Raw genomic sequence first — 15,100 nt, 5'->3', positions numbered from 1 at the left:
GGTGTCCTTTTGTGCATCGCGCGCGTTTCCTGATACGGTGGTCGGACTTCCGCCCGCGGCGCTCGCCGTTGGCGGGACATGTGTCTTCGACGACAACGAGAGAAGAGAGGAAAGGACATGAGTTTCAACGAACAGCCGCAGGTGCCGCCGATGCCGTCGGCGCCACAGCCTGCATCCGACCTGCAGCATACGCTGCATGCATTCACCGACCCGAAGGTCAAAATCGGCAATCTTGGCGTCTCGGTCGCCGCCGTCACGACGGTGGTCGCCGCCGTCATCGCCATCATCGCGACGTTCCTGCCGTACGCGACCGTATCGATCCCCGGTTTCTTCTCGCAGACGGTCAGCCTCATCAAGGGCGACGGCTGGATCGTCATCGTGCTCGCCGTCGCCGTCGCCGTGCTCGCCGTCGTCCGCCAGGCGCTCGCGGCGTTCGTCGTGGCCGTCCTGCAGTTCCTGCTGTGGCTGTTCGAGACGATCAACGCCGGCCATGCCGCCGGTGAGGCGGCGTCGTACTCCGGCCTCGTGCAGGTCAAGGTGAGCTATGGCGCGGGATACTGGCTGTGGGCCGTCACCGTGTTCCTCATCCTCATCGCGACGGGCGTCGAGTTCTACAACGTGATGCAGCTCAAGAAGGCGCAGGGCCCGCAGCGTCCGAACACCGCCATGGCTCCGCCGTCCGTTCCTCCGATGGCGCCGATGGGTGCGGCGCCGGCCGCCCCGGCGACGCAGCCCGGCGCGCCGATTCCTCCGTATGCGCAGTCGGCTCCGGCGGCCCCTGCGGCATCGGTCCCGCCATCGCCGCAGGCTCCTGCCGCCGCCATGCCGACTCCTCCGGCGCCGTCCGCGCCGTCCCTCACCGAGGTGTCGCAGACCGACGTCTATCAGGTGCCCGATCCCGCGTCGCCGACCGGTGCCGACAACCTCGTCGTCGGACAGCAGACGGCCTACGGCGACGTGCCGGCCCCGCAGGTGCCGCAGCAGCAGTGACGTCGATGCGACGATGATGCGCAGCCGGCTCCTTCGGGGGCCGGTTTTCCGTTGCCGGCGGCCTGCGGCCACATGATGGTGCGGTCAGCGAAAAATGAGGCAAGGCATGTAGAGTAGGCAACGTAACCGTCGTATCCATCAGAGGAAGAAGAGGAATATGGATCCGAATCAGCAGCAGCCGGGCGCACCGATGCCCCCGCAGGGCGCGCCGATGACGCAGCCCGCGCCGCAGGCCCCCTTCGCCGCACCACAGCCGCAGCAGCCGCAGTACGCACAGCCGCAGGCGGGTGCCCCGTACATGCCGCCGCAGGGCGCGCCGCGTCAGCAGAACAACGCCAACATCGCAGCCACACTGTCCACGCGCATCCAGCTCGGCAAGCTGCACATCATTTATGCGGACTTCATCACGTTCTTCGGCGCGCTGCTCGGCGTCATCGCCGTGTTCGTGCCGTTCTTCTCCTCGAAGGGGTACTCGAGTGAGACTCTGGCGCTCATTGCGTCGGATTCGCCCTATGTCTTCTTCGGATGGCAGTTCCTCGTGCTCACCGTCGCCATCGCCGGGCTTGCGTTCATCGACAACAAAGCCGTCCCGTTGACGCTCGCGGTTGTCTATGCCATGCTTTTCATCGACCAGATCGCTTGGGGCACGTTCAACACGCATGGATATGCGAACTACCACGTCGGCTTCTATCTGATGCTCTTCGCCGTCATCTTCATGCTCGCCGGCACGATCATCGCGATGTGGCTCGAATCCCAGCAGACGAAGCTGCGCAACGGCACCGCCCAGCCGGCCGCGCCGATCCCGACCGCCTATCCGGCGCCGACGAGCGCCTACGTGAACAACGGCTGGCAGTCCGGCGTGCCGCCGACGCAGCCGGTCGGCACGACCGACAACAGCAACTGGCAGTTCGGCGTGCCGAACCAGCCGCAGACGCCGGCTCCGGCCGCCCCGATGGCTCCGGGCGCGCCGACCGGCCAGTTCGCCGCTCCGTCGCGCCCGCGGCCCCGTCCGCTCCTGCCGCTTCGGGTGCGCCGGGCGCTCCGACCGTGCCTCCGACGATGCCGGGCGGACACGCCTGACCGAACGATGACGTGACGGCGGCGCATCGCCGCCACGCCCAGCGAAGACCTCCACCGAATGTGGAGGTCTTCGTGATGTCGGCGCGCCGCCGTTCCCGAAACACCGCGGCGCGCGTAGTGTGGAACGCCGACGGCCGCCGTCGAACAACGCGCCGCCCGAACGACAAGACGAATGCGAACAACGGAGGAACCCGTGACCATCGACCAGTACATCAGCGGCATGCGCATGCGCACGCTCGCGCTGAGCGTCGCCCCCGTGTGGATCGGCACGGTCGCCGGTGTCGGCATCGTGCGCGACCGCGCGGCCACGTCGTCGGCGCCGCGCTGCGCGGTCCTCCACGGCGGCGCGTCGTGCGTGCCGGACACCGCGCGCGTCGTCGCCGTCGCCGTGCTGTGTCTGCTCGTCGCGGTGCTGCTGCAGGTCGCCGCGAACTTCGTCAACGACTACGCCGACGGCATCCGCGGCACCGACGCGCACCGCTCCGCCCGCGCGATCGCCGCGACGCTCGACGACGACCTCGACACGCCCGCCGACCGCATGGAGGTGCCGCCGGTGCGCCTCGTCGCCTCCGGCGTGCCGCCGAAGCATGTGCTCGCCGCGGCCATCGCCAACGCGGCGCTCGCCTGCGCGTGCGGCGTCGCCGTCGTCATCATCACCGGATACTGGTGGTTCGTCCTCGTCGGCGCGCTGTGCCTCGCTGCCGGCTGGGGATACGTCGGCGGCCGCCACCCGTACGGCTACATCGGACTCGGCGAGCCGTCCGTGTTCGTCTTCTTCGGACTCGTGGCCACGCTTGGCACGACCCACGCGATCGCCGGAGCGCTCGACGCCGCCGCATGGGTCGGCGCGACCGCCATCGGCCTCGTCGCCGTGAGCGTGCTGTGCGTCAACAACCTGCGCGACCTGGAGACGGACCGCGAGGTCGGCAAGCGCACATGGGCCGTGCGCATGGGACGCACCTGGGGCACCGTGTGCACGATCGCGCTCGTCGCGATCGTCATGCTCGGCGCGGCCGCGGCGTGGACGACGACGAGCGTGCTGGGGGAGCGGCTGGCGCATCTGTCCGTGCTGAACGCGTTCCTCGGCATCCTCGGCGCGCTGTGCGCGCTGCTGACCGGATGGTTCGCGTCGCTCGACATCGCCAAACGCAAATACATGCGCGCGATGCGCTCGCTTGGACTGCTCGCGCTCGCGACGGCGCTCGCGTTCAACGGATTCGCATTGATGGTCTGACCGTCGACATATGCGTGAAACGTTGTGTGAAACGCAGATGTGCGCGGCGCGCCGATTTTGGCAGCACGCAACGCTAGACTGAAGCGTATGACATACAAACTGGTACTGCTCCGACATGGTCAGAGCGAATGGAACAAGACAAATCAGTTCACCGGCTGGGTTGACGTCCCGCTGACCGAAAAGGGCCGCGAGGAAGCCAAGAACGGCGGCAAGCTCATGAAGGAGAAGGGTGTCCTTCCGGACATCGTCTTCACGTCGCTGCTGCGCCGCGCGATCAACACGGCGAACATCGCGCTCGACGAGGCCGACCGCCTGTGGATCCCGGTCAAGCGTGACTGGCGTCTCAACGAGCGTCACTACGGCGCGCTGCAGGGCAAGAACAAGACCGAGATCCGCGAGGAGTACGGCGACGAGAAGTTCATGCTGTGGCGCCGCTCCTACGGCACCCCGCCGCCCGAGATCGATCCGAACGACAAGTACGCGCAGAACCACGATCCGCGCTACGCGGGAGACCCGGTTCCGGAAGCCGAGTGCCTCGCTGACGTCGTCGCTCGCGTCCAGCCGTACTGGGATGCCGAGATCATCCCGGAGCTCAAGACCGGCAAGACCGTCCTGATCGCCGCCCACGGCAACTCGCTGCGCGCGATCGTCAAGATGCTCGACGGCCTGACCGAAGAGGAGATCGCGAAGGTCAACATCCCGACCGCGATCCCGCTCGTCTATGAGCTCGACGAGAACTTCAAGCCGATCAAGAAGGGTGGCGAGTACCTCGATCCCGAGGCCGCCGCCGCCGGCGCCGCCGCTGTTGCGGCGCAGGGTCAGAAGTGATGCGCGCCTGAGGTTTCCTTTGACCCCGATGTGGCCGCCCCATCCACAGGATGGGGCGGCCACATCGGGGTTTTTCGGCGTATATGCCAGACCGCGCCGCCGCACAGCTCGACAGTTCGATGGTGAAACCGGGTTATGCGCACGCCCACTGCGGCGGACGGCGCGTGGTGTCGCTTTGATGGGACATTGTGGTTGCTTGTGTGGGGATTGCGGCGCGGATTGAGCGATTGTGTGCGAATCGTGCACGGGTGGGGACGCGCGCGCATCCGTTTGTCGGGAACGCGCACGCATCACTGTGTTCCGCGTCCGAACTATCGAATTGTGCGGCGGTGCTGACGCGGGTCGGCATGGTCTTCGCCGCGCGGGCGCCCAATGGGGCGTCAGCGGGCGATCAGGTTGCTCCTATAGGGCAGCTCGCCGGACAGGACGGCGTCGTAGAGGCTTTGCTTGAAATCGATATAGTCCACGCTGTCCTCGAGTTTGCGGATCCGTGCGACCACCGCGGCGCGTTTGCGGTCGAGCATCGCCTTACTCCATGAATCGTCACGGCGGCTGAGTTGGACGCTGTCAGTGAAGTCCCGGCATGCCTGAACGCCAACGGATGGACAATGGCCGGTAGCGCGCCGAAAGTCGGCGCGGAACACATCTTCGCGGGAATGAGCCCGTGGAGAGGAGGCATGATGTACTACTCCGCAGGCAATTACGAAGCGTTCGCCCATCCGAGGAAGCCGGAGGGCATCGAGAAGAAGAGCGCCTACATCATCGGCACCGGTCTGGCGGCGCTGACGGCGGCGTTCTACCTTGTGCGCGATGCGCAGATGCCCGGCAGGAACATCCACGTCTTCGAGAAGGACGCGGTGCCCGGCGGCGCGCTCGACGGCGCCTTCGTCAAGGGCGAGGGCTACGTCATGCGCGGCGGCCGCGAGATGGACAACCACTTCGAGGTCATGTGGGACGTCTACCGCGACGTGCCGAGCATCGAGGACAAGGACGCCTCCGTGCTCGACTACTACTACTGGCTCAACAAGGAGGATCCGAACTTCTCGAAGTGCCGCGCGACGAAGGGCCGTGGCCAGGACGCGCACACCGACAGGAAGTTCGGCCTGTCCGACAAGGCCGTCATGGAGATCCTCAAGCTGTATCTGGCCACCGAGGACGAGCTCGCGAACAAGAAGATCACCGACTATTTCGATGACGAGGTGCTCAACTCGAACTTCTGGCTGTACTGGCGCACGATGTTCGCGTTCGAGAACTGGCAGTCGGCGCTCGAGATGCACCGCTACATCCACCGTTTCATCCACCACATCGGCGGCCTGCCTGACTTCTCGGCGCTGCGTTTCACCCGCTACAACCAGTACGAGTCGATGGTGCTGCCGCTGATGAACTACCTCAAGGCGCACGGCGTGCAGTTCCATATGCAGACGTCGGTCGACGACGTGACCTTCGAGGTCAGCGAGACCGAGATGGGGCCGAAGCGCGAGTTCACGAACGTCGCGATGGACGAGATCGCCCGCGCGCAGGCCGAGAACGGCGCCTTTCCGCGCAACCCGTATTCGACGCCGAACAAGAAGGTCGCGAAGACGCTCGTCATCACCGACCTGAAGAACGACGAGCACAAGACGATCGAGCTGACCGAGAACGACCTCGTCTTCATCACGAACGGCGGCCTCGTCGAATCGACGACGATCGGCAACCAGAACACGCCGGCCGGCTTCGACCCGGCGCTCAAGCCGGGCAACGGCTGGGACACGTGGAACCGCATCGCCGCCGTCGACCCGAGCTTCGGACATCCGGAGAAGTTCATCTACGACCCGAACCTGACGAAGTGGATGAGCGCGACCGCGACGACGCTCGACGATGAGATCATCCCGTACATCGAGAAGATCACCGGCCGTTCGCCCTTCGGCGGCCACACGGTGACCGGCGGCATCGTCAGTGTCGAGGACTCCAACTGGCTGATGAGCTGGACGATTAACCGCCAGCAGCAGTTCCGCGACCAGCCGGCTGACCAGATCAGCGTCTGGATCGACGCGCTGCTGCCGGACAACCCGGGCAACTACATCCGTAAGAAGATGCAGGACTGCACGGGCGAGGAGATCTGCGAGGAATGGCTCTACCATCTGGGCGTGCCGACCGACCGCATCCACGAGCTCGCCTCGAAGCACTGCAACACGATCCCGGTCATGATGCCGTACGTCGACGCGTTCTTCATGCCGCGCGAACTCGGCGACCGCCCGGACGTCGTGCCCGACGGCGCCGTCAACTTCGCGTTCATCGGCCAGTTCGCCGAGGAGCCGCGCGACACGATCTTCACGACCGAATATTCGATGCGCACCGGCATGGAGGCCGTCTACACGCTGTGCGACGTCGACCGTGGCGTGCCGGAGGTGTGGAACAGCGAATACGACGTGCGCGACATGCTCAACGCGGCCGTCAAGCTGCGCGACGGCGAGCCGCTGACGACCTTCGGCCGCAACGGCATCGAGCGCAAGGCGATCGAGGTCGCGCTCAACCGCACGAAGGGTACCTACATCTACGAGATGCTCAAGACCTTCGGCGCGATCGCTGACCCGCAGCATCCGGTCGACATGAAGCCGGGCATGCGCTTCGACGCCTCGTTCAGCGAGGCCGACGAGGAGCGCCTGATGAAGCATGCGAAGGAGGCCGAAGCGGCCGCGTTCCCGGACAAGGCGGCAGTGGAGGCTACGGCCGCGATCACGCCGGCGCAGGAAAGCGCCGACCCGCAGCCGTCCGGCTCCGACAAGCCCGAGGCGGAGGAACGGTTCACGGCTTCGGAATCCGATAAGTGAGGCAAGTGAGCGCGCCGCTGAACGCCGTCCGCGTTGACGGCTAAGCGGGACGCCATCCACAGATTATCCCCAGTATCCACATGGATGCTGGGGATAATCTGTGCCGTCCGTCCACAACGGGCGGAAGGCAAGCACGTGACCGCGCGGTCAGTCGATGTCGGTGCCTTCGTCGCGCGCCGGCTCCTTCGACGGATCGAAGCCGGAGACGATGAACACGACGCGGCGCGCCGCCGAGACCGAATGGTCGCCGAGGCGCTCCATGAAGCGTCCGATGAGCACGACGTTGATGAGCTGCTGGTTCGTGCCCGGGAAATCGTCCGACTGCGCGAGCTGCAGCGTCCTGCGGTGCAGGTCGTCGAGCCGGTCGTCGTCGCGGATGATCTCGTCGGCCGTGTGCGTGTCGCGGTCGGCGAGCATCGTCACGAGACGGTCGGCGGTCACGTCGAGGAAGTCCTGCATCTGCCGGAACAGGTCGACGGCGTTCGCCGGCAGCGGCGAATCCGGATAGGTGCGGCGCGCGGCCTCGGCGATGTGCCGGGCCAGGTCGCCCATGCGTTCGAAGGTGATCGCCAGGCGCATCGTCGAGACGACGACGCGCAGATCGGTGGCGACAGGGTTCTGCCGGGCGAGCAGCTCGACGCACTGGTCGACGATCGACGTGGACAGCGCGTCGGTCTCGGCGTCGTCGTCGATGACCTTCTGCGCGGCGTCGAGATCCTGGCTGAGCAGCGCCGCCCCGGCGCCGTGGATCGCGTCGCGCACGTTGCGCACCATATGATCGAGGTCGTCCGCGACGGCCTTGAGCCCCTCGTTGAAGATAACGCGCATCTTCCCGCCTTTCGTTCATCGGCCGCCCTTGCTGCGGCGGCCCGCCGTTCACCAGTGTAGAGGACACGCCCGGAGAAACCAACCATATGCCCGCGTCGGCGAACGGCGCCGTCTTCGGCGGCGGACGCCGAAGACGGCGCGGCGATGTGCCACAATGGCGGTATGCATATCGAAACGTCCGCCATCATCGCCGCGGCCTTCGCGCTGTTCGCGGTCGGCGCGCTCATCGGACTGGGGATCCTGCTCGTCGACCTGCTCACGCCGCTGTTCACACGTGCGAGCGACGGCGTGCCGCTGTCGGAGCGCGTCGACGACCTGCTGTCCCGCCTGCGCTGCAGGCACAGGAAGAACAGGGACGACGACGATGACGACGACGATGACGACGACCTGCAGGATTCGACGGCCGCGCTGCTGACGATGATCCCGGCCGCGGCCGTCGTCGTCGACGAGACGGACGAGGTCGTGCGCGCGAACCCGGACGCCTACCGTCTCGGCGTCGTCGACGACGATGCGATCGTGTCGGTGCCGATCGCCGAGGCGGTCCGCGACGTGCGCGAACACGGCGGCCGCCGCACGCTCGAACTGATGACGCGCACGCCGCGCCGCTTCGCCGACGTCGGCGACGACGGCCACGGCGACGATGGCGACGACGCGGGCACCGCCGCCGAACGTCCGCATATCAGGACGGTGAGCAGACCGAACTGGCTCAACGTCACCGTCGGCAGGATCTCGGAGGGACTCGTCGTCGTGCTGCTCGACGACGTCAGCGAATCGGTGCGCTTCGCGCAGGTGCGCGACGACTTCATCACGAACGTCTCGGAACGCCTCGTGCAGCCGAGCGACGAACTCAAGCATCTGGCGGCGACGCTCGAGCGAGGAAGGCTCGACGAACGGCAGATCGCGCGCGACGCGCGCAATGTGCGCCGCACGATCGGCTACATCGACCATATGATCGGCGACCTGATGCTGCTCATCAAGGCGCAGGAGCAGATCGAGCCGACCGCCGACAACACGCTGCATGTGCTCGCCGAAGTGCAGGCGGCCGTCGACGTCGCGCGTCCGCTCGCCGCCGAACATGGGCAGCGTATCGCCGTGCGCGGCGACGACACGCTCGTCGTGCACGGCGAAAGCGCGCAGATCCGCGCCGCGATCGGCAAACTGCTCGACAATGCGCTGCGATACTCGCCCGGTGGGGCGACCGTCAGCGTCGACGTGCGCGCGAGCCGCGACGGACGCGACGTCGTCATCCGCGTCATCGACAGGGGATGCGGCATCGCCGAGGACGAACAGCAGCGGATCTTCGAACGCTTCTACCGCGGGCACAACCAGAACGGGCGCACCGGCGACGGCGCGGGCCTCGGATTGGCGATCGTCAAGCACGTCGCGCTCACGCACCACGGCAGCGTGCAGGTGTGGAGCCGCCCGGGGCAGGGCAGCACGTTCAGCCTCGTGCTGCCGATGGCGAAACAGGAACGGACGGAACGCGAGTAGGCGAAACGGGAACGGGACGCGGCTCTCGGCGCGTCACTGGCCGAGACGGCGGTAGTCGGAACGGTCGAAGTGCTCCCAGATGAGCAGCGCGAAGCCGATGAGCATGCCGAACGCGCAGATGAACGTGGCCATCTGGAACCAGCGGATATGGCCGAAATACCAGCAGCAGCCGCATACGACGAGTGCGACCGTCCACAGGATGGTGCCGAAGATGAATGCCTTGCGAAGGTCCACCTGCACCGGTTTCGGCATAGGACGCCGGGCGTGCGGATCGATGATCGGGGCAAACTTCATAACCCTCAACCTTAATACAGGTGGGGACACGACGTCGTCATCCTCTGGGCTGATTCGGCCGGGACGGCTGGCACGGCTGCTCCGTGGCGCATCGCGTACAATGGGGGCGTTCGGACAGACGGCAGAAAGGAACGCGCGCGTGTACACGATCCATCCGGTGCCCAAGTGCTACGCGTGGGGGTCGCGCGGCAGCCTGCAGCGGATGTTCCATCTGGACGGCGCCGACGCGCAGGGACCGCTCGCCGAGATGTGGTTCAGCGGACATGCGCAGTCGCCGTCGATGCTCGACGTGCCGGACGCCGACGGCACGACGCGGCAGGTCGCGCTCACCGAGATGATCGCCCGCGATCCGGACGCGATGGTGGGCGCGCGCGGCGTCAGCGAATTCGGCCCCGAGCTGCCGTTCCTGTTCAAGACGATCGCCGCCGACGAACCGCTGTCGCTGCAGGTGCATCCGGTCGACTTCCAGGCGCGCGCGGGCTTCAACATGGAGAACCGGCAGGGCATCGCGCTCGACGCGCCCGAACGTTCGTTCAAGGACATGAACGCGAAAAGCGAGATGGTCGTCGCGCTCGAGCCGTTCCTCGCGTCGGTCGGCTTCGCGCCGCACGCGTTCGCGCTGCGCAATCTGCAGCTGCTGCGCTCGCCGGTCGCGCGGCGGATGGTGCAGGCCTTCGCATCCGGCGGGCGTCGCGGCGACGACTCCTTCGCGCAGGCCGACATGATGATGCCGGTCGCCGCGACAGTCTGGCCGGAATCGCGCAAACGCGTCTTCCGCGCGTTCCATACGGCGGTCACGGCCGCCGCGAGCGACCCGCAGGAGCTGCTCGACGACCTGCGTCAGGCAGCCGCGCAGGCGACGCATGCGCGCAACGTGATGGCCTTCGACTTCGCGACGCGCGCCGCCCGCGCGTTCCCCGGCGACACGAGCGTGCTCGCGCTGCTGATGATGAACCCGGTGCGGCTCGAGGAGGGCGAGTCGGTGTTCCTGCCGACCGGCGTGCCGCACGCCTATATATATGGTACCGGCGCCGAGATCATGACGAATTCGGACAACGTGCTGCGCGCCGGCATGACGGTCAAGCACAAGGACATCGCCAACCTGCTGCAATGCGTCGACTGCAGGCCGTCGAGCCCCGTCAACCCCTCCGATTCCCGGCTCGGCACGCTGCTCATGCGCGACGTCGTCTTCTACAAGCCCGGCGTCAGCGAATACGTGCTCGCCTACGGGCATGTCGACGCCGCCGAACCGTGGCCAATCGTCGACCGTCTCGCCGTGCGCTACGACGCGCTCGTGCAGCAGATGCGCGGTCGCGGCGTCGTGCCGCACGCCGGCCCGCGCGTGCTGCTGTGCACGCAGGGCGAGATCGTCTGCACGACCGAAACCGGTTCGCGCACGCTGCGGCAGGGGGAGGCCGTGTTCATCCCGGCCTCCGACGGCTGGGCACGCGTCGGCGGCGAATCGGGGTCGTATCTGATGGCGTCGACGCCGTTCTGAGGCACCCCACAATCGCAGATGCCCCGCGAAACATCGGCGTTTCGCGGGGCATCTGCGATTGTGGGGCGGGACTAGAGGCGTTCGACGACGTAGTCGATGCAGTGCGTGAGCGCCTCGACGTCGGAGGGCTCGACCGACGGGAAGACGCCGATGCGCAGCTGGTTGCGCCCGAGCTTGCGGTATCCGGAGACGTCGACGATGCCGTTGTCGCGCAGCGCGGCGATGACGTTCGCCGCCGGCACCGACTCGTCGAGATCGACGGTGACGACCGCCTGCGAGCGCGCGGCCGGATCGGTGACGAAGGGACGCGCGTAGGAGGAATGCTCGGCCCAGTGGTAGACGATGTCCGACGAACGACGGCAGCGCGCCGACGCCCACGGCAGACCGCCATTCTCGTTGAGCCAGCGCACCTGCTCGTCGAGCAGCACGAGCGTCACGAGCGCCGGCGTGTTGAGCGTCTGGTTCTTGCGCGAATTGTCGATCGCCGACGTCAGCGACAGGAACGGCGGAATCCAGCGGCGCGCGCCCTCGAGGCTCGCGCCGCGGCGCACGCCCTCGGCGCGCTCGATCGCGGCGGGGGAGAGGATGGAGATCCATAGGCCGCCTTCGGAGCCGAAGGCCTTCTGCGGGGAGAAGTAGTAGGCGTCGGTCTGCGCGATGTCCACCGGGATCGCGCCGGCGGCGCTCGTCGCGTCGATGCAGATGAGTGCGCCCTGCTCGCGCGAGCCTTCGATGCGGTAGACGGGCGCCTGCACACCGGTCGATGTCTCGCTCTGCGCCCAGCAGTAGGTGTCCACGTATTCGGTGCGTTCGGGGATGCAGTAGGTGCCCGGTTCGCTTTCGAACAGGATCGGCGGTTCGAGGAACGGCGCCGACTCGACCGAGGCGGCTATTTTCGCGCTGAAGGAGCCGTAGACGCCGCACGCGGCCTGACGTGTGATCAACGATGCGCAGATGACGTCCCAGAACGCGCTCGCGCCGCCGTTGCCGAGCACGACCTCATAGCCGTCGGGAATCGAGAAGAAGGACGCGAGGCCTTCACGGATCGAACCGACGATGTCCTTGACGGGGGCCTGACGGTGGGAGGTGCCGAGCACGGTGAGCGCGGCACGGTCGAGTGCTTCGATCTGCTCGGGGCGGATCTTGCTCGGGCCGGAACCGAAACGGGTGTCCTCGGGAAGCATTGACTGCGGAATCGTGATTGTGTCCATGCCTCCAGCGTAGCCACAGCAAGGGAAAAAGGCGGCGTGCGGGCCGCGGCGCGGACATCGGCGCGAATGAGCGCCGGCGGTCGGGACGGATGGTGCCGGCATGCGCCGGCCGGGCTTTGCTGCGGGTGGTTTCGTCGGTCGGTTCGACGGAATGGGACGCGGAGGGGCTGTTGTGCGGATGGGGTTGTCGGTGTGGCCGATGGATTGGGACGCCGCGGGTGGTTTCGTCGGTCGGGTCGACGGAACGGGACGCGGAGGGGCTGTTGTGCGGGTGGTTTCGTCGACTTGGCCGATGGGATGGGACGGTGATGGGCTGGGATGGTATTGGGGGATGGATAGACGCCTATATATGACATATGGATGTGGAGGACATGTGGCGGACGGGCTTCGAAATGTGAAGATTTGACGGGTCGTCGTTCACTGCGGGACGAGGTGAAAACGCTACTGCGGACAAGGTTTCGACGAAGTGGACCCAGGCTCGGGGATATTCGGGAAAACGCGGATGCGGTACGGTTTGGCGTTTCGATGATGTACCCTGATTTTTTGTGAGTCGAACGCACGCACGCCAGTGCACGCAGTCGAGCAACGTTGAATAAGGAGTGATTTGCGTATGAGGCATGCTGCCCACGCGACCCGCAAGGGTGTAGGCGCTATAGCCCTGACGAAGTCCCTGTTTACCACGAAGCACGGTGCGCATTCCGCCGAATCGGTCTACGCCAGCAAAGCCGCTGGCGGCGAAGTGGCCGGTCTCGATCCGGCGCTTGCCCGCAAACTGAACGAGGTGGCGCCTCTGACTCGCCGCTCGATCCGTGAATCCGCACGCGCCGCGCAGCGACGCAACACGATTCTCGCATCGGCGTCGCTCGCGGCGCTCGTCGGCACCGCCGCCACGTCGATGGCCTTCATGAAGGCGGACGACGAGATGCTGCCGCCGCTCGCCGACGGCGCGGAGACGACGCAGACGCTGGACATCTCGCGCGTCACCGACGCCGGCGCATCCCGTTCGGATGTGCGCGAGGTGATCGACGGTCAGGAATCGACGGCCGTCACCGGCAGCTGGAACCTCGGCGAGACGAACACCGTCAAGGACGCGGCATCGCTGACGACCGCGAAGGCGTACAACAACAAGGTCTCGAAGCTGGTCGACAAGGACGAGGAACAGCTTCCGGCAGGCTTCAACGCGAACCATGCGACCGGCGACGTCGGCAACGCCTACCCGTGGGGACAGTGCACGTGGTGGTCGTACGAACGCCGCCATCAGCTCGGACTGAGCACCGGATCGCATTTCGGCGACGCGCGCAGCTGGGGCGCCTCGGCGCAGGCGCTCGGCTACTGGGTCGACAATCAGGCGCGCGCCGTCGGCGACGTGCTCGTGTTCGCCCCCGGTCAGGAGGGTGCGCACGGCTACTACGGCCACGTCGCGATCGTCGAAGCCGTCAACCCGGACGGGTCGATTCGCATCTCCGAATCGAACGTCGAGGGCCTTGGCGTCATCTCGCAGCGCGAGTTCACGGCCGATCAGGCGAAGACCTTCACCTATATCCATTACTGACATCGACGTCCGTTTTCGCCGATGTCGTCCTCACCGTCGACGTCGCAGTGGGGATGACATCGGTTGCATGTGCGCCGGACGTGGCGTGCGGGATGAAAAAAACACGCTATACCACCAAAGATTGAGATAACGATTGCATTCGGCGTGTCGCAAGCGACGGCAATAAGTTTCGATAAATCGTGCCGTAATCGCCGCGTCGAGCATGTGCTAGCGTAGAGGATGATGAAAAAGATGAAACGTTCTATTTCGATTACTACCGCTGCAGCACTCGCCGCATCCCTGTTCGTTGTGGGTGCGCCTGCGGCTGTCGCAGATGATGCAGCGTCGAGTTCGAATTACGTCGTCTCGACACGCTCATTTCCCAAAGTGAATACGGCGAAGACCAACTTCTTCGCCGAAGCCACCTCCACGAACGTCGACGAAGACTCCAACTGGGGTGGCCTGGAGAGCATGAATGTTCCTCAGACCAAGTCGACTGCGGAGAAGGAGGCCGAACAGAAGGCCAAGGAAGAGGAAGAAGCACGCAAGAAGGCCGAGGAGGAGGCTGCACGCCAGCAGGCCGAAGCCGCTGCGCGTGAACAGGCCGAGGCCGCTGCTGCCGCAAGCCGCAGCCAGGAACGTGAACCGGTCGTCGAGGAGACGCCGGCCGCGCCTCAGACCGAGGCTCCGAGCGTGGCCGTGCCGGCAAGCAAGAACGGCAAGGCCCTCGCCGACTTCGCGACGAAGTACGTCGGAGCGCCGTATGTCCCGGGCGGCAACACGCCGGCGGGCTGGGACTGCTCCGGTTTCGTGCAGTGGGTGTTCGGCCAGTTCGGCGTCTCGCTGCCGCGCACGTCGGGTGCGCAGGCCGGCGTCGGCACCGCGGTGCCGAGCCTCGCGGAAGCGCAGCCGGGCGACATCATCGCCAACGGCATGCACGCCGCGATCTACATCGGCGGTGGTCTGGTCGTCAACGCGCTCAATCCGGCGCAGGGCACGCAGATCACGAACCTCAGCGTCTTCGTTGGCGGATACTCCATCCGTCGCGTGCTGTAATCCCAATCCCCACATTTCACTTTTCTCGAGGGTGTGCGGTTCTCCGGAACCGTGCACCCTCGCCTTTTACCTGCGCGGAGATATTGTGCGGGCGGGTTCGTCGACTGCACCGACGGTTTGGGACGGAAATGGGTTGTTTCGCGGGTGGGTTCGTCGAGGGCGTCGACGGGTCGGGACGCTGTGGGTCGGTTCGTCGACGGGACCGATGGGTTGGGACGAAAACGGGCCGTTTTGCGGGTGGGGTCGTCG

The 15,100-nt window shown here is 66.3% G+C and carries 13 protein-coding genes; 9 read left to right on the top strand and 4 right to left on the bottom strand.

Translation table 11 applies throughout. The features are described from left to right. The first annotated feature begins 117 nt into the window (after positions 1 to 117). The 4 genes from BCHO_RS07355 (at position 118) to BCHO_RS07340 (ending at position 4,132) form a co-directional block, all read left to right on the top strand. Positions 118 to 990: a hypothetical protein gene (locus BCHO_RS07355; RefSeq protein ID WP_024540920.1), complete on the top strand. Its 873-nt coding sequence runs from the start codon at positions 118 to 120 to the stop codon at positions 988 to 990. Positions 991 to 1,147: 157 nt separating this feature from the next. Then, positions 1,148 to 2,086, top strand: a complete 939-nt coding sequence (locus tag BCHO_RS07350) for a hypothetical protein (RefSeq protein WP_034256326.1) — start codon at positions 1,148 to 1,150, stop codon at positions 2,084 to 2,086. 177 nt (positions 2,087 to 2,263) lie between these two features. Continuing rightward, entirely contained in the window at positions 2,264 to 3,304 is a 1,041-nt protein-coding gene (gene menA / locus BCHO_RS07345; protein WP_024540918.1) for a 1,4-dihydroxy-2-naphthoate octaprenyltransferase, read from the top strand. An 87-nt stretch (positions 3,305 to 3,391) separates the two neighbouring features. Continuing rightward, positions 3,392 to 4,132 (top strand): phosphoglyceromutase, encoded by a 741-nt coding sequence (locus BCHO_RS07340; RefSeq protein ID WP_024540917.1) that lies wholly within the window; start codon positions 3,392 to 3,394, stop codon positions 4,130 to 4,132. A 380-nt stretch (positions 4,133 to 4,512) separates the two neighbouring features. On the opposite strand, the gene BCHO_RS09295 is transcribed toward BCHO_RS07340, so the two are convergent. Continuing rightward, entirely contained in the window at positions 4,513 to 4,656 is a 144-nt protein-coding gene (locus BCHO_RS09295; protein WP_155803919.1) for a hypothetical protein, read from the bottom strand. 156 nt (positions 4,657 to 4,812) lie between these two features. Between BCHO_RS09295 and BCHO_RS07330 the strand changes: the two genes are divergently transcribed. After that, entirely contained in the window at positions 4,813 to 6,942 is a 2,130-nt protein-coding gene (locus tag BCHO_RS07330; protein ID WP_024540916.1) for an oleate hydratase, read from the top strand. Between the two features lie 147 nt (positions 6,943 to 7,089). Here the strand turns inward: BCHO_RS07330 and phoU are convergent, their stop codons facing one another. Continuing rightward, positions 7,090 to 7,770 (bottom strand): phosphate signaling complex protein PhoU, encoded by a 681-nt coding sequence (gene phoU / locus BCHO_RS07325; protein ID WP_024540915.1) that lies wholly within the window; start codon positions 7,768 to 7,770, stop codon positions 7,090 to 7,092. Positions 7,771 to 7,932: 162 nt separating this feature from the next. Here phoU and BCHO_RS07320 point away from each other — a divergent pair, with 162 nt between their 5' ends. Continuing rightward, the gene (locus tag BCHO_RS07320; protein WP_024540914.1) at positions 7,933 to 9,261 is read left to right on the top strand and encodes a sensor histidine kinase; all 1,329 of its coding nucleotides are present in this window, start codon (positions 7,933 to 7,935) and stop codon (positions 9,259 to 9,261) included. A gap of 33 nt (positions 9,262 to 9,294) precedes the next feature. Here BCHO_RS07320 and BCHO_RS07315 read toward each other — a convergent pair whose 3' ends face one another. Beyond that, complete coding sequence (locus BCHO_RS07315; RefSeq protein WP_024540913.1) at positions 9,295 to 9,555, bottom strand: hypothetical protein; 261 nt, start codon at positions 9,553 to 9,555, stop codon at positions 9,295 to 9,297. Positions 9,556 to 9,694: 139 nt separating this feature from the next. Between BCHO_RS07315 and manA the strand changes: the two genes are divergently transcribed. Beyond that, positions 9,695 to 11,053 carry a mannose-6-phosphate isomerase, class I gene (manA, locus tag BCHO_RS07310; protein WP_024540912.1) on the top strand — a complete coding sequence of 453 codons (1,359 nt, stop codon included), beginning with the start codon at positions 9,695 to 9,697 and terminating at the stop codon, positions 11,051 to 11,053. A gap of 71 nt (positions 11,054 to 11,124) precedes the next feature. Here manA and serC read toward each other — a convergent pair whose 3' ends face one another. Next, complete coding sequence (gene serC / locus BCHO_RS07305) at positions 11,125 to 12,264, bottom strand: phosphoserine transaminase (protein ID WP_024540911.1); 1,140 nt, start codon at positions 12,262 to 12,264, stop codon at positions 11,125 to 11,127. 610 nt (positions 12,265 to 12,874) lie between these two features. On the opposite strand from serC, the gene BCHO_RS07300 reads away from it, so the two are divergent. Both BCHO_RS07300 and BCHO_RS07295 read left to right on the top strand, forming a co-directional pair. After that, positions 12,875 to 13,816, top strand: coding sequence for a CHAP domain-containing protein (locus BCHO_RS07300; protein ID WP_024540910.1), 942 nt, complete (start codon positions 12,875 to 12,877; stop codon positions 13,814 to 13,816). A 231-nt stretch (positions 13,817 to 14,047) separates the two neighbouring features. Then, positions 14,048 to 14,851, top strand: a complete 804-nt coding sequence (locus tag BCHO_RS07295; protein WP_024540909.1) for a C40 family peptidase — start codon at positions 14,048 to 14,050, stop codon at positions 14,849 to 14,851. Positions 14,852 to 15,100 lie beyond the last annotated feature (249 nt).

This window comes from Bifidobacterium choerinum (assembly GCF_000741135.1).
In the GTDB taxonomy this organism is placed as follows: domain Bacteria; phylum Actinomycetota; class Actinomycetes; order Actinomycetales; family Bifidobacteriaceae; genus Bifidobacterium; species Bifidobacterium choerinum.
The sequence above is the reverse complement of the archived record's forward strand: the minus strand, read 5'-3'. Positions and strand labels throughout refer to the sequence as shown.